Here is a 17,711-nt window from a genome sequence, read left to right as displayed (position 1 = left end):
CGGGATTCGGAGGAATCTGAGAGGGTTTTCCGGGAAGGAAAGGAGGATATTCTGGTTATTAGTCTCTTAATGCGAAAAGCAAACGGGCGGACAAAACCTTGTGGCTTTGCCGCCCAGAGATATTAATGCAGCTTCAGGCGCGGACGAATAATGCGGTTGATACGTCCTACCAGCATCATCAGGCCGGTTTTAAAGTAGCCGTGCAGCGCAATCTGGTGCATGCGATACAGAGAGATATAGACGAAGCGCGCAATGCGACCTTCGATCATCATTGAACCGCGCATCAGGTTGCCCATCAGGCTGCCCACGGTGGAATAGTTAGAGAGCGACACCAGGGAACCGTGATCTTTATAGGTATAAGCTTTCAGCGGCTTACCTTTCATCTGCGCCAGAATATTGTGCAGGGCGCAGGTCGCCATCTGGTGCGCAGCCTGAGCGCGCGGCGGGACAAAACCGCCTTCCGGGCGGGCGCAGGACGCGCAGTCACCGATGGCGTAAATATCCGCATCGCGCGTCGTTTGCAGCGTCGGTTCGACCACCAGCTGGTTAATACGGTTAGTCTCCAGACCGCCAATCTCTTTCATAAAGTCCGGCGCCTTAATCCCGGCCGCCCAGACCATCAGATCAGCGTTGATAAATTCGCCTTCTTTCGTGTGCAGACCGTTTGCATCGGCGCTGGTGACCATGGTTTTGGTCAAGACGCGAACGCCAAGCTTGGTCAGCTCGCTGTGCGCGGCGCCGGAAATGCGCGGCGGCAGCGCGGGCAGAATACGCTCGCCAGCTTCAACCAGCGTCACGTTCAGAGCTTCGTTAGTCAGACCTTTGTAGCCGTAGCTGTGCAGCTGTTTCACCGCATTGTGCAGCTCGGCCGACAGCTCAACGCCGGTCGCGCCGCCGCCGACGATGGCGATGTTCACCTTGCCGTTCGCCCCGAGGTTCGCCGAATACTTGAGGAACAGATCCAGCATTTCCTGATGGAAACGACGCGCCTGATGCGGATTATCGAGGAAGATGCAGTTCTCTTTCACGCCAGGCGTGTTGAAGTCGTTCGACGTACTTCCCAGCGCCATGACCAGCGTATCGTAAGGCAGCTTACGCTCAGGCACCAGCAGCTCGCCCTTCTCGTTATGCAGCTCGGCGAGGGTGATCGTTTTGGTTTCACGGTTAATATCCACCACCGATCCCAGCTGGAACTGGAAGTCGTGGTTACGGGCGTGAGCAAGATAGCTCAGCGCGTCTACACCTTCATCAAGTGAACCGGTCGCCACTTCATGCAGCAGCGGTTTCCACAGGTGGCTGTGGTTACGATCAACCAGCGTGATTTTGGCCTTTTTATTACGGCCCAGCTTTTTACCCAACTGGGTAGCCAGCTCCAGCCCACCGGCACCACCACCCACAATCACTATTTTTTTCAATGGCGTAGTCACGCGACCCCCTAAAATTATTAACCAATTGTTAACTAAAAGTTATAGATATAACCTTTAATTAACAACAGGTTACGGCAGTGAAACCATTCAGCGAGATCGAGAATAACATGAACGGTGCATTGGTCATACCAAAATTGATATGCATCAAGTTTTACCGCATATTTTTTGAGCGCAGAATCGCAAAAATGAATAAAAAAAAGCCCGCGATGTTTTCACATTGCGGGCCGGCGCGCGTTTAGCCGAGGGTTTTGAAGGCTTTTATGCGCTGGAGATGCGGGGAGATATTCTTGAACTTGTGGGTCTGTTCTTCATCCCAGATTATCTCGTAGTAATGGTGCAGCAGGTCCGCCGAACGCTGGCTATTCAGCGCTTCGTCCTGACGAGATAGCACCACCAGGCAGCGATCGCGGTTTTTTTCGCGGAAATTATTCACGCATTTGGTGGCAATATCCGCATACTCTTCCGGCCGATCAATTTTCCCTTCCATGTTTTCATTGGGAAACAGGTTCGGGTTAAAAATGGCCTGGCGGATATCGCAAAGAAAGCCAATTCGCTCCGCCCAGAAGCCGCCGAGACCCACGCCGCAAATCAGCGGCCGATCGTCGGCGCTCAGCTGCAGCATCTTATCGACCTCTTTTAATAAGTGCTGCATATCATGTTTGGGATGCCGCGTGCTGTAGCTAATCAACCGAACATCGGGGTCAATAAACTGAAGCTGAAGCACCTTCTCATGGTTACCGGGGCTGTTTGAGTCAAAACCATGTAAATAGATAATCATCGCATCCTCACCAGACAACAACGCCTTTCAGGTTTATTACGCGGATTTCGCCTCTTGCCAGCGCGCGTGAAGCTGCTCAAGCTGCGCGCTGATCGCCTTCCAGCGGGCGGAATCCCTTAACGCCTGACGGCTAAAGGAACCTTTATGATACAATTTCGTAACACGTTCTGCTTTGATCGGCGACAGGTTATCCAGCACGCTGACCGCACCCTTACGATTATTGCAGACAAGGATCATATCGCAACCCGCATCCAGCGATGCCTGGCCGCGCTCGGCGTAGCTGCCCATAATCGCCGCCCCTTCCATCGACAGATCGTCAGAGAAAATCACCCCTTCAAATCCCAGCTCACCGCGCAGAACTGTTTTTAGCCAGTGCGCAGATCCGCTGGCCGGACGCGGGTCAACGTCGCTGTAGATGACGTGGGCGGGCATGATCGCATCAAGCCGCTGCTCGCCAATCAGCGTACGGAAGATGGCCATATCTCTGGCGCGAATTTCCGCTTCCGCGCGCGGATCGCGCGGCGTCTCTTTATGGGAATCGGCCGTCACCGCGCCGTGTCCGGGAAAATGCTTACCGGTGGTTTTCATTCCCGCGGCGTGCATGCCGTCAATAAAATGACGAGCTATCGCCAGGGCTTTGTCGGGATCGTCGTGATAGGATCGCTCGCCAATAGCGGCGCTGATATGCCCAACGTCCAGAACCGGCGCAAAGCTGATATCAATATCCATGGCGATCATTTCGCTGGCCATCAGCCAGCCAGCCTCTGCGGCCAGCTTACCGCCCTCCTCCATGCCGAGCAGCGCGGCGAAAGATTGCGCCGCAGGGAGGGGGGTAAAGCCCTCGCGGAAACGCTGCACGCGCCCGCCTTCCTGATCTACCGCCACCACCAGATGGTTACGCGAGGCCTCGCGGATCTGGCGGACCAGCTCACGCAGCTGCGCCGGATCGTGATAGTTGCGGGTAAACAGGATCAGCCCGCCAACCAAAGGATGCGCCAGAATCTCACGCTCTTCCGCATCCAGTTCAAAACCTTCGACATCCAACATTACCGGGCCCACATCCACCTCTCTTATCCTTTTACTTTTTGTCTAACTGGCACCATACCTCATCCGCCAGCGCAATAAACTGTCGGTCGCCGGTTTGCTGCCAGCGTCGCTCGTACCAGCCCGCCATCAGCAGCTGCACCCACGGACGCCAGCGCTGAATTTGCCGCCAGAGCTGAAGCTCATCGATGCTCGCCTGTCTCGCGTATTCTTCGGCTAGCCGACGATGCGCGTCGGGCTCGATCCACACCGCCGCCAGCTCCAGCGCAACATCGCCATCGCCCGCATATTCCCAGTCAATCAGCCGCAGTCCCGCCTCGCCGTGAACGATGTTGCCCGCATGGACATCCATATGTAACGGGGCGAGACGCAGCGGCCGGGGCTCGCCGCGACGCAGCAGCCGTTTGTGCCAGCGTAGCCACCGCGGTGTGCGCCGCGCGGGGCTGCACTGTTGCCAGTACCGCTCAAGCAGCGGCCGCAGCGCGATACGCCAGCCAAAGCGCGGCTGCTGGTGCAGATGATACAGTAACCCTGCGAGCGCCGGACACTCCGGTAATGCGTTAACCACATCGCCTGAGCAATATTCCACCACCATCCAGGCGGGAGAATAAAACACCGGCGCGGGCGCTAACGAATCGGGAAGGCGTGACAGGACGTGATATTGACGGCGAAAGTCGCAGGCCGGCGCATGCGGATCGTGCGGCTGGCGCAGCACCCGCTTTTGCCGACCATCGCTGAGAATGCAGCTGCCGCCGCTCAGCCCGTTTTGGGGCGGCGCGGCGACAGGCGTATAGCGCGGGAAAAAGCGCGACAGCACTTCGTCGCGCGTGAGCTTATTGTTGCTGAACAGCACCTTTGCCTGACCAGATAATTTCGCCGGTCTGGACCAGCATTAGCTGCATTTTCAGCTCAGGGGAATTGACGTTGCCGGTCGCGTTAGAATAGAGCACGTACTGTGCGCCAACGGTACGCGCAATGCCCATCGCTTTACTGCGGCTGCCAAGGCTATCCTGCGGCGACAGGCCAAGCTGCTGTTTGGCTACGCCCAGTTGCTGCTGCGAGACAAGGGTGAATTTTCCATTGCCTTCCAGCGCGCTGCGCAGCGCCGTGGTGGCCTCTCCCGCATTCAAGGTGCCGTTGGTGCGGTTATTGACGCTGTCGACCAGCAAAATGCTGCCCGCATTTACGCCGCTGGCCTGCAGCATCTGCCCTATCATCGGCTGCACCGCGGAATTCCAGTCAAAATGACGCACGCGCGGCGCCGGCTGCGCTGGCTGCTCGCCGTGTTCAATCGGACCCGGCTGCGTAGGTATCACGGGAATAGTCGGCACAGTCGGCTGCGGCTGAACGGGCTGTTGCGGCTTCGGCTGCGCTTCCTCAACGGGAGCGGGTTCCTGACGTTGGCCCACGCATCCGGCAAGGAATATCGCCAGTGCGGTAACTAATGCATAGCGACATAGTTTAATCATTACGATTACCTCTTACAGATAAAGATAAAGTCGGGCCTTGTGCGCCCCCAGAATATTGGCGCTGTCATAAAGCGTAACGGAAGAGTGCGCAGGCACCGTTATGCTGCGCGCGGACTCCAGCGGATGCATTTCCAGCCCTCTGGCGTCATACCAGAAAAAGCGATAATGCACGGTCACCGGTACCTGGCGTTCATTGAACAATCGGGTGGTCGCCGTCGCCTGAATCTCGGATGCGGTCACCGTCGGTACTTCAGCGCTGATGCCCGCTGCCAGTACGTTTGATTCCATCACCAGACTTTGCCGATCGCTGACAGGAATTTCCGGATGCGAACTGCACCCGGCCAGTAACGTCACGGCCAGAAGTGCGCCGAAGTGGGCTGCGCGCATGAATGTTAACCTTTATGAGCCAGCATCGGGCCTAACGGACGGCCGCCCAGCAGGTGCATATGGACATGGTAGACCTCCTGGCCCCCGTGGCGATTGCAGTTGACGATCAGGCGATAGCCATCGTCGGCAAGCCCCTCATCGCGGGCGATTTTCGCCGCGACGGTCATCATGCGTCCCAGGGCAAGCTCGTGCTCTGCGGTCACATCGTTGACGGTGGGAATCAGGATATTGGGAACGATCAGAATATGGGTTGGCGCCTGCGGAGAGATGTCGCGAAAAGCGGTCACGAGCTCATCCTGATAAACCACATCCGACGGGATCTCCCGGCGAATGATTTTGCTGAAAATCGTTTCTTCTGCCATGACTGATTCCTTAATAATTTTTATACCGTGCTCTGGCCTGCCTCTGCAGGTAAACGCGGATGCACAGGATTCCCCTAAGAGTATGAGCGAGTTACTCCCCCTCTTTCAACCTGAATGCGTTTTTTCTTACGCGAGCAAGCGCTTAGCTGCTGACGGATTAAGCGTTTCTTCGCTGTGTGCCTCCCGGTACCGGTCAATAAGACCCGGGTACAGCCGTTTTCCCGCTTGTTTACACATTAAATATTAATGCGTATATTTCTCATTTTCATTCAAAGAAAATGCAGTGCACTGACGATCTACCGCGACCATCGCGCCGCAGCAAATAACAACAATTACACGATCAAGGGTTTATGATGTCTCTCTCCACCAACTTTCGGGATGGGCATAACGCGCCGTCCCTGCTTGCTATGGGTATAGCGCTGGCGATCTTTCCCAACCTCAGTCAGGCAGCCGGCACGTCCGAAGACACTATTATTGTAGAAGGTTCCTCAGATAGCGCCTCGGAGACACAAGAGCAGGACTACAGCGTCAGAACCACCTCAGCCGGGACTAAAATGGAGATGGCCCAGCGCGATATCCCGCAATCGGTCAGTATCATTACCGAACAGCGGATGCGGGATCAGCAGCTGCAAACGCTGGGCGACGTCATGGACCATACCATGGGGATCAGCAGCAGCCAGGCGGACTCAGACCGCACCAGCTATTACTCCCGCGGTTTTGAGATCGACAATTATATGGTCGATGGCATTCCGACCTGGTTTGAATCCCGCTGGAATCTGGGCGACGCGCTTTCCGATATGGCCCTCTTCGAACGGGTTGAGGTCGTACGCGGCGCCAACGGCTTGCTGACCGGTACCGGCAACCCTGCCGCGTCGGTCAATATGATCCGCAAGCACGCGACCAGCCGGGAGTTCAAGGGAAACGTCTCTGCGGAGTACGGCAGCTGGAATAAGCAGCGCTACGTTGCTGATATGCAAAGCCCGCTGACTGACGAGGGCAGCGTACGGGCGCGCATTATCGCCGGTTATCAAAATAATGACTCGTGGCTGGATCGCTATAACAGCGAAAAAACGTTCTTCTCCGGCATTCTTGATGCCGATCTCGGTACGTCGTCCGCTTTATCCGCTGGCTACGAGTATCAGCGTATCGACGTGAATAGCCCGACATGGGGTGGCCTGCCTCGCTGGAATACCGATGGCAGCAAGAACCACTATGACCACGCCCACAGCACCGCGCCCGACTGGGCCTATAACGACAAAGAGATCAACAAGGTCTTCGTCACGCTGAAACAGCGCTTTGCCGATACCTGGCAGGCAACGATGAATGCCACCCATTCTGAGATCACGTTCGACAGCAAGATGATGTACGTGGACGCGTACGTCAACAAAGCGACCGGAATGCTGGTGGGCCCCTATAGCAGCTACGGCCCGGGCTATGATTACGTCGGCGGTACCGGCTGGAATAGCGGCAAACGTAAAGTCGACGCCGTTGACCTGTTCACCGACGGCGGCTACGACCTGTTTGGTCGTCAGCACAACCTGATGATCGGCACCAGCTACAGCAAACAAAACAACCGCTATTTCAGTTCGTGGGCAAACGTCTTCCCCGATGAGGTTGGCAGCTTCTATAGCTTCAATAGCGCGACATTCCCGGAAACCAGCTGGGGCCCGCAGAGCCTGGCGCAGGACGATACCACGCGAATGAAGTCGCTGTATGCGGCGACGCGTTTTTCCCTGCTTGACCCGCTGCATCTGATTCTTGGCGTCCGCTATAACAACTGGAGCATCGAGACGCAGACCTACGCGATGGAGAAAAACCATACCACGCCTTACGCCGGGCTGGTTTACGACATCAACGACAGCTGGTCGGCCTACACCAGCTATACCTCGGTCTTCCAGCCGCAGAATAAGCGCGATAGTTCCGGTAAATACCTGACCCCGGTTACCGGAAACAACTATGAAGTCGGCCTGAAGTCGGACTGGATGGACAGCCGGTTAACGACGACGCTCGCCCTATTCCGCATCGAGCAGGATAACCTCGGCCAGGCGACCGGCGGGCAAATTCCCGGCAGCAACGGCGAAGCCGCCTATAAAACCGTCGACGGTACCGTCAGCAAAGGGGTGGAGTTCGAAATCAACGGGGCGATTACCGATAACTGGCAGATGACCTTTGGGGCGACGCGTTTTGTCGCTGAAGACAATGAAGGCAATGCGGTGAATCCCAACCTGCCGCGTACCAGCGTCAAGCTGTTCACCCGCTACCGTCTGCCGGTAATGCCTGAACTGATCGTCGGCGGCGGCGTTAACTGGCAGAACCGGGTGTATAAAGATACCGCGACGCCGTACGGGACGTTCCGTGCGGAACAAGGCAGCTACGCGCTGGTGGATGTGTTCACGCGTTACCAGGTCACTAAAAATTTTGCTGTGCAGGGTAACGTCAATAACCTGTTCGACAAAACCTACGACACCAACGTCGATGGTTCTATCGTCTACGGCGAACCGCGCAACGTCAGCATTACGGCCAGCTATCAGTTCTGATCTCTGCTTAACGTGACGAAAGCCGCGAGCGCGCTTTTTAACGCCTGCGGCCATTAAAAAAGGCAGCCCGTAGGCTGCCTTAGTCTCCCCATATCACAACTTAGCTGTTGCGGATATATTCATCCATTTCAGTTTTCAGGTTATCGGATTTGGTACCGAAAATAGCCTGAACGCCTGAACCTGCAACAACCACGCCTGCGGCACCCAGTTTTTTCAGGCCAGCCTGATCAACTTTCGCCACATCCGCCACGCTCACGCGCAGACGAGTGATACATGCGTCAAGGTTAGTAATGTTCTCTTTACCGCCGAACGCGGCAATCAGAGCCGGAGCCATTTCGCTGGTCGCGCCAGCTTTGCTGTCTTCGGTGGCATCTTCACGACCCGGGGTTTTCAGATCCAGCGCTTTGATCAGCACGCGGAACACCACGTAGTAAACAATCGCGTAGCAGATACCGACGATCGGGAACAGCCACAGCTTGCTGCTGTTGCCAGACAGAACGATGAAGTCGATCAGACCGTGAGAGAACGACGTACCGTCACGCATACCCAGCAGGATACAGATCGGGAAGGCCAGACCTGCCAGAATCGCGTGGATGATGTACAGGATCGGCGCAACGAACATGAACGAGAACTCGATCGGCTCGGTAATACCGGTCAGGAACGAGGTCAGCGCTGCGGAGATCATGATACCGCCCACTTTCGCGCGGTTTTCCGGTTTAGCAGAGTGCCAGATAGCGATAGCGGCGGCCGGCAGACCGTACATTTTGAACAGGAAGCCGCCGGACAGTTTGCCCGCAGTCGGGTCGCCTGCCATATAGCGCGGAATATCACCGTGGAAGACCTGACCTGCTGCGTTAGTGTATTCACCAATCTGCATCTGGAAAGGAACGTTCCAGATGTGGTGCAGACCAAACGGCACCAGGCAGCGCTCAATGAAACCGTAGATACCGAACGCGACAACCGGGTTCTGGTAAGCGGCCCACTGGGAGAAAGTCTGGATTGCGCTACCGATCGGCGGCCAGATAAAGGACAGGATCACGCCAGTGAAGATCGCTGCCAGGCCGGAGATAATTGGCACAAAACGCTTGCCCGCAAAGAAGCCCAGATACTCAGGCAGCTTAATGCGATAGAAGCGGTTGAACATGTAGGCTGCGATGGCACCGGAGATGATACCGCCGAGGACGCCGGTATCCGCCAGGTGTTTAGCCGCAATCTCTTCAGCAGGTAAATGCAGAACCAGAGGTGCAACCACGGCCATGGTTTTCACCATGATGCCGTAAGCGACGACCGATGCCAGAGCGGATACGCCGTCGTTATTGGTGAAGCCAAGTGCGACACCGATAGCAAAAATCAGCGGCATGTTAGCGAAGACCGAACCGCCCGCTTCCGCCATGACGTGGGAAACTACGGCTGGCAGCCAGCTGAAGTTTGCGGAACCGACACCCAGCAGGATACCTGCGATAGGCAGTACGGATACCGGCAGCATCAGCGATTTACCGACCTTCTGCAGGTTAGCAAATGCATTCTTAAACATAATTGAGAGTGCTCCTGAGTATTTGGTGCTTTTTTACGTTTTCACGCATTGGCCCGGGGGGAGAACCGCGCCGTGGACAGGACATCTAAGCGCCCTTTATTTATTACACAGAGTAAAATAATTACCGGGATGATTGTTTGACGGCTATCACGTTTCAATCAGACACCCATTAAAAACTGACATTGATTTACATAACTCGTGTCTGAATGTTGCCAAAAAACCTTCACCGCCCCATTTGTGGCGGTGAACTTTACTCGCTTTAGCTATTAATTACGAGCCTTAAAATAATAAGCAATATCAGAGAGGTTGCAGACGGGAGGGGTCAATATGAAAAAGCGTCGCGAAATTTTCAGTCGTCTGTTGTGCCAGCTGCTCCAACGATACGCCCTTAAGGACCGCCATATACTCGGCGACGTCCCTGACCATTGCCGGCTGGTTCTCTTTGCCGCGATGCGGTACCGGCGCCAGATACGGCGAATCGGTTTCCACCAGCAGGCGATCGAGAGGTACATAGCGCGCAGCATCGCGAAGCTGCTCCGCATTACGGAACGTCACAATGCCGGAAAACGAGATATAGAACCCCATATCCAGCAGCTTACCCGCTGTCTCCCTATCCTCAGTGAAACAGTGTAGTACGCCACCGCAATCCGTCACTTTTTCTTCGCGTAAAATTTCCAGCGTATCGGCGCGGGCATCGCGGGTGTGAACAATAACCGGCTTATTCAGCTCCCGGCCTATTCGGATATGATCGCGAAACGACGCCTGCTGACGCGCTTTTGTTTCCGGCGTGTAGAAATAATCGAGCCCGGTCTCGCCCATCGCGACGACGCCGTCCTCTGCTGCGAGTTTGCGCAGCTCTTCAACGTCATACTCTTCATCCTGGTTTAACGGATGGACGCCGCAGGAAAAAACGACGTCGTGACGCTGCCCCACCAGCTCGCGCATACCGCGGTATCCCGGCAGCGTCGTCGCCACCGCCAGGCAAAATTTCACATCGCGCGCGGAAGCCTTTGCCAGTACATCGTCCACATCTTTATGCAGCGTTTGATAATCCAGGCCATCGAGATGGCAATGGGAGTCGACTAAAAACATGATGTCTCTCTCAGAGGTGGGATACGGGAAGAACCGCCCCGGGTTGCAGGTAATGTTCCCAGCGCAGAAGGCGCTCGGTTAGCAGCAGTTCGCGATTAATGCCGACAACGCTCAACAGCTGTTCGCGGCAGGCGCTGACGTCACGCGCAATCGCCTGCAGGCGCGCCGCCGGCAGCGCAGCGGCCAGCTGATTGACCAGTGGCCAGGCGTCCGGATTGCTGATAAGCGTAATCCCCTGCTGCCTTTTTTGCGCATCGACCAGCAGCGATGCCAGCCAGTGCAGGCGAATCGCGGCCTGTTCATGGTTCAAAATCGGCAACAGCGTCAGCCAGTCGCCGTGAATGAAAATATTACCCAGGATCTGACAAAGCTGCTGGCGCGGCGCCCAGTGAGCATCCTGCAGCAGATCCAGCGCTGCCGCTGGCGCGTTGGCGCTCAGCCGCAGCGCCGCGAGCAGCGCGTCTTGCGACATCGTCACTTCACGCTCTAACCACGCCAGCGCGTAGCGTTCTGAAGGCGGAGCAAGGTGATACAAACGACAGCGGCTGCGCAGCGTTGCCAGCAGGCGCGCTGGCTCCTGACAGGCCAGGAAGAACCAGGTATTCTCCGGCGGCTCCTCCAGCGTTTTCAGCAGCGCGTTTGCCGCCGCATCCGTCAGCATAGCGGCATCGCCTATCCACACCACCTTCGCACCGCCAAGCCGGGCGTGCTCATAAAGCTTTTCGCTCACCTCGCGCACGGCATCGATCCCGAGCGAGCTCTTTCCCTTTTCCGGGGCCAACGCATAATAATCAGGATGGGTACCGGCCTGCATCAGCTGACAGCTGTGGCAATGACCGCAGCTTTTATGCCCTTCCGGCTGGCGGCACATCAGAAAGCGACAAAGCGCGTAAATCAGCGCATCGCTCCCCATGCCCGGCAGCGCCTGGACCATCAGCGCATGGTGGCCCCGTCCCGCCTGATAGCTGGCAACCAGCTGTTCAAAAGGCGGGCGTAACCACGGATACCATTTCATGGGAGTTGCTCCGCAACCCACTGATTCACCACCGCACGGATGTCGCGCTCGACGGCCTCCAGCGGCTGGGTGGCGTCAACGGTGCGGATGGTGGGATCCTGGGCCGCCAGTTCAAGGTAGCGCGCGCGAGTTCGATTAAAGAAATCCAGCGACTCCTGCTCAATTCGGTCAAGTTCGCCGCGGGCGCGGGCGCGCTTCAGACCCACCTCCGGAGTCACATCAAGATAAAGCGTCAGATGGGGACGAAAGTCTCCCAGTACCGCGTCACGCAGGGTCGCCAGCATCGTCTGGTCGATACCGCGACCGCCGCCCTGATAGGCCTGGGTAGAGAGATCGTGACGATCGCCAATGACCCATTGACCGCGCGCCAGAGCGGGTTTAATCACCGTCTCTACCAGCTGTACGCGCGCCGCGTAAAACATCAGCACTTCCGCTTTATCATTAATCACTTCATCGCCGGTGGACTGAATATCCAGCACCAGGCTGCGCAGCTTCTCGGCCAGAATGGTGCCACCCGGTTCGCGGGTAAACACCATATCGCTAACGCCCAGCTGTTTTAGCGTCTCTACCACACATTCACGCGCGGTGGTTTTCCCTGCGCCCTCCAGGCCCTCGATGACGATATAGTTACTGCGCATTTTTTTCCTTAAGTACTTTCAAATAATCCTGAACCGAGCGGTTATGGCTGGCCAGGTTGGTGTTAAACGTATGCCCGCCCTTGCCGTCCGCGACAAAATAAAGATACGGCGTTTTCGCCGGATGCGCGGCGGCGTTCAGCGAGGCCTCGCCCGGTGCGGCGATGGGTCCGGGCGGCATACCGTTAATGGCATAGGTATTGTAAGCGGTCGGCGTTTCCAGGTCTTTACGCGTTAATTTGCCATTATAACTCTCCCCCATCCCGTAAATCACGGTGGGATCGGTTTGCAGACGCATGCCGATACGTAAACGATTGATAAATACCGATGCGACGCGGTCGCGCTCTTCCGGCAGCGCCGTCTCTTTTTCAATGATAGAGGCCATCGTCAGCAGCTGATTCTTATCATGATACGGCAGATTCTCCATTCGCCCTTCCCAGGCTTTATCGACCGCGGCAACCATCTTCTGATGCGCGCGCTTAAGGATCGCCACATCGCTGGTATTGGCGGTATACATCCAGGTATCCGGCCAGAACCAGCCTTCGACCCAATCGGGATGTTCCAGTTCAAGGGCCTTCGCCACGGTTTCATAGCTATCATCCGCCAGCGTATGCTTGACGTAAGGCGCATCGCGCAGCTGACGCAGGTAGTCACTCACCCGCATACCTTCAACGAAGCGCAGCGGAAACTGCGCCTCTTTACCGCTGGCGAGCAGCTGCAGCATCTGGCGTACCGTCATATCAGGCGTGAAGCGATAGGTCCCGGCTTTAAAGTGGGACAGCTCAGGCTTGATGCGCAGCAGCCACTGGAACACCCGAGGGCGGTTAATGACTTTATCGCTATACAGCTGTTGCCCAAGCGCCAGGCGCCCCGTTCCGGCCTCAAGGGTAAAGATGGTCTCTTCTTTAATCAGTAACTTACTGTCCGCCAGCTGGCGAACTTTCCACATACCGATGCCCGCGGCGATGCCCAGCACCACCACCAACAGCAGAATGAAACGTAACATTTTCTTCATGGCTAATCAGACAGCTCACACAAGGGGGCTAAAAAATGATAAAGCTCGCGCGTGGACCAACGTTTATCGTTCCAGCGGCGAACAGGCACCAGCGGCATTAATGCGTTACAGACAAGGACCTCGTCGGCTTCGCGTAACGCCTCGGGGCGCATGGTGGCTTCGACAACGCGAAACGGCGATGGTGCCAGCTTAGCGAGAATGTACTGGCGCATAATACCGTTGACCCCCGCCTGATCGAGGCGCGGGGTAAAAACGTCGGATCCTTTACGCCAGAATAAGTTCGCGGCACAGCATTCCGTAAGCCACCCGTCGCTGTCAAGGACCAGCGCTTCATCGGCGTCCGTCTGCTCAAGATGAGAACGAATCAGCACCTGCTCCAGCCGATTAAGGTGTTTGAGGCCGGCGAGCGAGGGATTGCGTCCCAGCCTGACAGGGCTCAACGTCACGGAGATCCCCTCCTCGCGCCAGCGAAGATAGTGCTCCGGCCAGGGCGATACGCTGAGGATTCTCACGGGATTCACGCATCCGGCAGCGCTGTATCCGCGCCCCCCCGCCCCGCGCGTGATGATGACCTTCAGCACGCCATCCTGATGGGGCTGCGCCAGATGCGCCATTTCCTGCGCTAATAGCGCCCAGTCGTCGTAGGGGATAAAGAGCTGTTCACAGGCCTTCTGCAGGCGGGCCAGATGGGCTGACAGCAGCTGAACCCGGCCTCTGAAGATGCGCGCCGTGGTAAAGCAGCCATCGCCGAACTGAACGCTGCGATCGTTCACCGCAAGCGTTTCACTTTCAGCGCCATTTATCAAATACATAAAAGTCTCCTTATCGCTGGCCGGTTAGTTTCGCAGGAGGAGATACATTGAACAAGCGGAGAAAACTGAATAAAAAAAGGCCCGACGAGCGGGCCATTTTTTCGATGAGCATTGACGTCAGCAAAGACGTGGCGTCAGGCGCGCATCACACCCTTTTAAAGATTAGCGAGCCGTTAGTGCCGCCGAAGCCGAAGGAGTTACACAGGGTATACTCCAGATCGCTAACCTGACGCGCTTCGTGCGGAACGAAGTCCAGATCGCAACCGTCATCCGGGTTATCCAGGTTGATGGTTGGCGGAACCGCCCGATCGCGCAGCGCGAGGATGGAGTAGATAGACTCTACTGCGCCCGCGGCGCCCAGCAGGTGGCCGGTCATTGACTTAGTTGAGCTGACCATGACGCGGCTGGCAGCGTCACCGAAGACAGATTTCACCGCCTGCGCTTCTGCTTTATCGCCTGCCGGCGTAGAGGTGCCGTGGGCGTTGACGTAGCCAATCTGGCTAGCTTCAATGCCAGCATCGCGAATGGCGTTCACCATCGCCAGCGCGGCTCCAGCACCATCTTCCGGTGGCGAAGTCATATGGTAGGCATCGCTGCTCATACCAAAGCCGACGATTTCCGCATAGATTTTCGCACCGCGTTTCTTCGCATGCTCGTACTCTTCCAGCACAACCATGCCGGCGCCGTCGCCCAGCACGAAACCATCACGCTCTTTATCCCATGGACGGCTTGCCGCCTGCGGGTTGTCATTGCGGGTGGACAGCGCGCGCGCTGCGCCAAAGCCACCTACGCCCAGCGGGGTACTGGCTTTTTCCGCACCACCGGCGACCATTGCATCAGCATCGCCATAGGCGATAACGCGCGCGGCGTGACCAATGTTGTGTACGCCAGACGTGCAGGCGGTTGCGATGGAAATGCTTGGTCCACGCAGACCAAACATGATGGTCAGATGCCCGGCCACCATGTTAACGATTGTGGAAGGAACAAAGAACGGGCTGATCTTACGCGGTCCGCCTTTTACCAGCGAACTGTGGTTTTCTTCGATCAGGCCAAGCCCGCCAATACCGGAACCAATAGCGGCACCGATGCGGGTAGCATTCTCTTCCGTCACTTCAAGGCCAGAATCCTGCATGGCCTGAATGCCAGCGACAATTCCATATTGAATGAAGGCGTCCATCTTGCGCTGTTCTTTGCGCGAGATGAAGTCATCACAGTTAAAATCCTTTACTAAGCCAGCAAATTTCGTTGCATAGGCGCTAGTATCGAAATGGTCGATCAGGCTGATGCCACTCTGACCGGCAAGGAGAGCTTTCCAGGTAGACTCTACGGTATTGCCGACAGGAGACAACATGCCCAGTCCGGTCACAACTACACGACGCTTAGACACGGTTGTCCTCCAGGGAGGGAAAATAGATTCTTGTGGGACAAAATATAGATAAAACTCAGGCGGTCGAATGACCGCCTGGAGATGTTCACTTACGCCTGGTGGCCGTTGATGTAATCAATGGCAGCCTGAACAGTAGTGATTTTCTCAGCTTCTTCGTCCGGAATCTCAGTATCAAACTCTTCTTCCAGAGCCATTACCAGCTCAACGGTGTCAAGAGAATCAGCGCCCAGGTCTTCAACGAAGGAAGCATTGTTGGTAACTTCTTCCTGCTTAACGCCCAGCTGTTCGCCGATAATTTTCTTAACGCGTTCTTCGATAGTGCTCATACTCTTAAATTTCCTATCAAAACTCGCTTTCGCGATGGTTTTCGTAGTGTATAAAATGTTGAAAAATTTGCAACTAAATCCCGGCAGGTCTTACCACGATTTTACGCTATTTTGCGGCTGTTTGCCCTCATAACGCAAATCATTTTGTACAAAACATTACGGTGAACCGCACAGACTGCGCGGTTCCTGAGCGTTTTGCACAAATCTCGGTCAGACCATATACATTCCGCCGTTGACGTGCAGAGTTTCACCGGTGATGTAACTCGCTTCGTCAGAGGCTAAAAATGCCACCGCGCTGGCGATTTCATTTGGAGAGCCTAAGCGCCCCGCAGGAACTGCCGCCAGCGTACCCGCACGCTGCTCATCGGTCAGCGCACGCGTCATGTCCGTTTCAATAAAGCCCGGAGCAACAACGTTTACAGTAATACCGCGGGACGCAACTTCGCGAGCCAGTGATTTACTGAAGCCAATCAGACCCGCTTTCGCCGCAGCGTAGTTGGCCTGACCCGCATTTCCCATGGTACCAACCACAGAACCGATAGTGATAATACGTCCATGACGCTTTTTCATCATAGCGCGCATTACCGCTTTTGACAGACGGAAAACAGATGACAGGTTGGTTTCGATAATATCGTTCCACTCATCATCTTTCATGCGCATTAACAGGTTATCACGAGTAATCCCGGCATTATTCACCAGGATATCAACTTCACCAAATTCTGCGCGAATATTTCCCAGAACAGATTCGATAGATGCAGGATCGGTCACATTCAGCAGCAGACCTTTGCCGTTAGCACCTAAATAATCGCTGATCGCCTGCGCGCCGCTCTCGCTGGTTGCAGTACCGATTACTTTCGCGCCACGGGCAACGAGCGTTTCAGCGATTGCGCGGCCAATCCCGCGACTTGCACCGGTAACCAGCGCGATTTTTCCTTCAAAACTCATGGTTTTCCTCTTTTATTGCTCAAGCGCCGCAGACATCGCCGCCGGCTCGTTAAGCGCGGAAGCGGTCAGGGTGTCAACAATACGTTTAGTCAGACCGGTGAGGACTTTACCCGGACCAACTTCATACAGATGCTCTACGCCCTGTGATGCCATAAACTCAACGGTTTTGGTCCACTGAACCGGACTATACAGCTGGCGAACCAGGGCATCACGGATAGCATCAGGTGCCGTTTCACTTTTCACGTCGACGTTGTTTACCACCGCAATCGTCGGCGCGTTAAAGGTGATTTTCTGCAGCTCAACCGCCAGTTTTTCCGCCGCCGGCTTCATCAGCGCGCAGTGGGACGGTACGCTGACCGGCAGCGGCAGGGCACGTTTCGCACCCGCAGCCTTACAGGCGGCTCCCGCACGCTCGACGGCCTCTTTGTTACCCGCAATAACCACCTGTCCTGGCGAGTTAAAGTTTACCGGAGAAACCACCTGCCCTTCAGCAGATTCTTCGCAGGCCCTGGCAATCGCAGCGTCGTCAAGCCCGATGATCGCGGACATCGCACCGGTACCTTCCGGTACCGCTTCCTGCATAAACCTGCCGCGCATCTCAACCAGGCGGACAGCATCAGCAAAATCGATAACGCCTGCGCATACCAGCGCAGAGTATTCGCCGAGGCTGTGGCCCGCCAGCAAAGCGGGCGCTTTACCGCCCTGCTGCTGCCAGACGCGATACAGCGCTACGGAGGCGGTCAGCAGAGCCGGCTGCGTCTGCCAGGTTTTATTCAACTCTTCCGCCGGGCCCTGCTGTGCAAGCGCCCACAGATCGTAACCCAACGCCGCAGAGGCTTCACGGAACGTCTCTTCAATGACCGGGTAAGCGGCCGCCATATCTGACAGCATCCCGACACTCTGAGAGCCCTGTCCCGGGAACACAAAAGCAAATTGCGTCATGTTT

General features: G+C 56.1%; 18 protein-coding genes. 1 reads left to right on the top strand and 17 read right to left on the bottom strand.

What is annotated here, in order from left to right:
- Positions 1-122: 122 nt before the first annotated feature.
- From HMPREF1144_RS16835 to hinT, 7 genes are all read right to left on the bottom strand, one after another.
- Positions 123-1,427 (bottom strand): NAD(P)/FAD-dependent oxidoreductase, encoded by a 1,305-nt coding sequence (locus tag HMPREF1144_RS16835; RefSeq protein WP_004849932.1) that lies wholly within the window; start codon positions 1,425-1,427, stop codon positions 123-125.
- A 235-nt stretch (positions 1,428-1,662) separates the two neighbouring features.
- On the bottom strand, positions 1,663-2,205 hold the full coding sequence (gene ycfP, locus HMPREF1144_RS16830) for an alpha/beta hydrolase YcfP (RefSeq protein WP_004849931.1): 543 nt from the start codon (positions 2,203-2,205) through the stop codon (positions 1,663-1,665).
- A gap of 36 nt (positions 2,206-2,241) precedes the next feature.
- Positions 2,242-3,252, bottom strand: a complete 1,011-nt coding sequence (gene nagZ / locus HMPREF1144_RS16825) for a beta-N-acetylhexosaminidase (protein ID WP_161505690.1) — start codon at positions 3,250-3,252, stop codon at positions 2,242-2,244.
- Between the two features lie 31 nt (positions 3,253-3,283).
- Positions 3,284-4,102: a thiamine kinase gene (gene thiK / locus HMPREF1144_RS16820; protein WP_009653501.1), complete on the bottom strand. Its 819-nt coding sequence runs from the start codon at positions 4,100-4,102 to the stop codon at positions 3,284-3,286.
- A complete protein-coding gene (gene lpoB / locus HMPREF1144_RS16815; protein WP_004849926.1) occupies positions 4,083-4,718 on the bottom strand; it encodes a penicillin-binding protein activator LpoB in 636 nt (211 codons plus the stop codon). The genes thiK and lpoB overlap by 20 nt, the downstream gene beginning before the upstream one ends.
- A 12-nt stretch (positions 4,719-4,730) precedes the next feature.
- Positions 4,731-5,105, bottom strand: coding sequence for a YcfL family protein (locus HMPREF1144_RS16810; RefSeq protein ID WP_004849925.1), 375 nt, complete (start codon positions 5,103-5,105; stop codon positions 4,731-4,733).
- Positions 5,106-5,110: 5 nt separating this feature from the next.
- Positions 5,111-5,467: a purine nucleoside phosphoramidase gene (gene hinT, locus HMPREF1144_RS16805; protein ID WP_004849924.1), complete on the bottom strand. Its 357-nt coding sequence runs from the start codon at positions 5,465-5,467 to the stop codon at positions 5,111-5,113.
- Positions 5,468-5,820: 353 nt separating this feature from the next.
- On the opposite strand from hinT, the gene fhuE reads away from it, so the two are divergent.
- Complete coding sequence (gene fhuE, locus HMPREF1144_RS16800) at positions 5,821-8,004, top strand: ferric-rhodotorulic acid/ferric-coprogen receptor FhuE (RefSeq protein WP_042927939.1); 2,184 nt, start codon at positions 5,821-5,823, stop codon at positions 8,002-8,004.
- Positions 8,005-8,104: 100 nt separating this feature from the next.
- Here the strand turns inward: fhuE and ptsG are convergent, their stop codons facing one another.
- The 10 genes from ptsG to fabD all read right to left on the bottom strand — a co-directional run bounded on the left by ptsG (position 8,105) and on the right by fabD (position 17,707).
- Positions 8,105-9,538, bottom strand: coding sequence for a PTS glucose transporter subunit IIBC (ptsG, locus tag HMPREF1144_RS16795; RefSeq protein WP_004849920.1), 1,434 nt, complete (start codon positions 9,536-9,538; stop codon positions 8,105-8,107).
- A gap of 297 nt (positions 9,539-9,835) precedes the next feature.
- Positions 9,836-10,630 carry a metal-dependent hydrolase gene (locus HMPREF1144_RS16790; RefSeq protein ID WP_004849918.1) on the bottom strand — a complete coding sequence of 265 codons (795 nt, stop codon included), beginning with the start codon at positions 10,628-10,630 and terminating at the stop codon, positions 9,836-9,838.
- A 10-nt stretch (positions 10,631-10,640) separates the two neighbouring features.
- Positions 10,641-11,645: a DNA polymerase III subunit delta' gene (gene holB, locus HMPREF1144_RS16785; RefSeq protein ID WP_009653404.1), complete on the bottom strand. Its 1,005-nt coding sequence runs from the start codon at positions 11,643-11,645 to the stop codon at positions 10,641-10,643.
- Positions 11,642-12,283, bottom strand: coding sequence for a dTMP kinase (tmk, locus tag HMPREF1144_RS16780; protein WP_004849914.1), 642 nt, complete (start codon positions 12,281-12,283; stop codon positions 11,642-11,644). Before tmk ends, holB begins: the two co-directional genes overlap by 4 nt.
- Positions 12,273-13,295: a cell division protein YceG gene (gene yceG / locus HMPREF1144_RS16775; RefSeq protein WP_004849912.1), complete on the bottom strand. Its 1,023-nt coding sequence runs from the start codon at positions 13,293-13,295 to the stop codon at positions 12,273-12,275. Before yceG ends, tmk begins: the two co-directional genes overlap by 11 nt.
- Positions 13,296-13,297: 2 nt before the next feature.
- Complete coding sequence (pabC, locus tag HMPREF1144_RS16770) at positions 13,298-14,107, bottom strand: aminodeoxychorismate lyase (RefSeq protein ID WP_004849910.1); 810 nt, start codon at positions 14,105-14,107, stop codon at positions 13,298-13,300.
- A gap of 145 nt (positions 14,108-14,252) precedes the next feature.
- Positions 14,253-15,494: a beta-ketoacyl-ACP synthase II gene (gene fabF / locus HMPREF1144_RS16765; RefSeq protein ID WP_004849908.1), complete on the bottom strand. Its 1,242-nt coding sequence runs from the start codon at positions 15,492-15,494 to the stop codon at positions 14,253-14,255.
- 89 nt (positions 15,495-15,583) lie between these two features.
- On the bottom strand, positions 15,584-15,820 hold the full coding sequence (gene acpP / locus HMPREF1144_RS16760; protein WP_000103754.1) for an acyl carrier protein: 237 nt from the start codon (positions 15,818-15,820) through the stop codon (positions 15,584-15,586).
- A 210-nt stretch (positions 15,821-16,030) separates the two neighbouring features.
- The gene (gene fabG, locus HMPREF1144_RS16755; RefSeq protein ID WP_004131399.1) at positions 16,031-16,765 is read right to left on the bottom strand and encodes a 3-oxoacyl-ACP reductase FabG; all 735 of its coding nucleotides are present in this window, start codon (positions 16,763-16,765) and stop codon (positions 16,031-16,033) included.
- A gap of 12 nt (positions 16,766-16,777) precedes the next feature.
- Positions 16,778-17,707 carry an ACP S-malonyltransferase gene (fabD, locus tag HMPREF1144_RS16750; protein ID WP_042927937.1) on the bottom strand — a complete coding sequence of 310 codons (930 nt, stop codon included), beginning with the start codon at positions 17,705-17,707 and terminating at the stop codon, positions 16,778-16,780.
- Positions 17,708-17,711: the final 4 nt, after the last annotated feature.

It is taken from the genome of Klebsiella sp. OBRC7, from assembly GCF_000293135.1.
Classification (GTDB): domain Bacteria; phylum Pseudomonadota; class Gammaproteobacteria; order Enterobacterales; family Enterobacteriaceae; genus Klebsiella; species Klebsiella michiganensis.
The sequence above is the reverse complement of the archived record's forward strand: the minus strand, read 5'-3'. Positions and strand labels throughout refer to the sequence as shown.

What these genes read in the sequence shown, in the direction of transcription:
- HMPREF1144_RS16810 (WP_004849925.1), bottom strand. Translation starts at nt 5,105, where the DNA reads ATGCGCGCAGCCCACTTCGGCGCACTTCTGGCCGTGACGTTACTGGCC.
- pabC (WP_004849910.1), bottom strand. Translation starts at nt 14,107, where the DNA reads ATGTATTTGATAAATGGCGCTGAAAGTGAAACGCTTGCGGTGAACGAT.
- HMPREF1144_RS16790 (WP_004849918.1), bottom strand. Translation starts at nt 10,630, where the DNA reads ATGTTTTTAGTCGACTCCCATTGCCATCTCGATGGCCTGGATTATCAA.
- tmk (WP_004849914.1), bottom strand. Translation starts at nt 12,283, where the DNA reads ATGCGCAGTAACTATATCGTCATCGAGGGCCTGGAGGGCGCAGGGAAA.
- ptsG (WP_004849920.1), bottom strand. Translation starts at nt 9,538, where the DNA reads ATGTTTAAGAATGCATTTGCTAACCTGCAGAAGGTCGGTAAATCGCTG.
- fhuE (WP_042927939.1), top strand. Translation starts at nt 5,821, where the DNA reads ATGTCTCTCTCCACCAACTTTCGGGATGGGCATAACGCGCCGTCCCTG.
- ycfP (WP_004849931.1), bottom strand. Translation starts at nt 2,205, where the DNA reads ATGATTATCTATTTACATGGTTTTGACTCAAACAGCCCCGGTAACCAT.
- nagZ (WP_161505690.1), bottom strand. Translation starts at nt 3,252, where the DNA reads ATGTTGGATGTCGAAGGTTTTGAACTGGATGCGGAAGAGCGTGAGATT.
- holB (WP_009653404.1), bottom strand. Translation starts at nt 11,645, where the DNA reads ATGAAATGGTATCCGTGGTTACGCCCGCCTTTTGAACAGCTGGTTGCC.
- hinT (WP_004849924.1), bottom strand. Translation starts at nt 5,467, where the DNA reads ATGGCAGAAGAAACGATTTTCAGCAAAATCATTCGCCGGGAGATCCCG.
- fabD (WP_042927937.1), bottom strand. Translation starts at nt 17,707, where the DNA reads ATGACGCAATTTGCTTTTGTGTTCCCGGGACAGGGCTCTCAGAGTGTC.
- acpP (WP_000103754.1), bottom strand. Translation starts at nt 15,820, where the DNA reads ATGAGCACTATCGAAGAACGCGTTAAGAAAATTATCGGCGAACAGCTG.
- fabG (WP_004131399.1), bottom strand. Translation starts at nt 16,765, where the DNA reads ATGAGTTTTGAAGGAAAAATCGCGCTGGTTACCGGTGCAAGTCGCGGG.
- yceG (WP_004849912.1), bottom strand. Translation starts at nt 13,295, where the DNA reads ATGAAGAAAATGTTACGTTTCATTCTGCTGTTGGTGGTGGTGCTGGGC.
- lpoB (WP_004849926.1), bottom strand. Translation starts at nt 4,718, where the DNA reads ATGATTAAACTATGTCGCTATGCATTAGTTACCGCACTGGCGATATTC.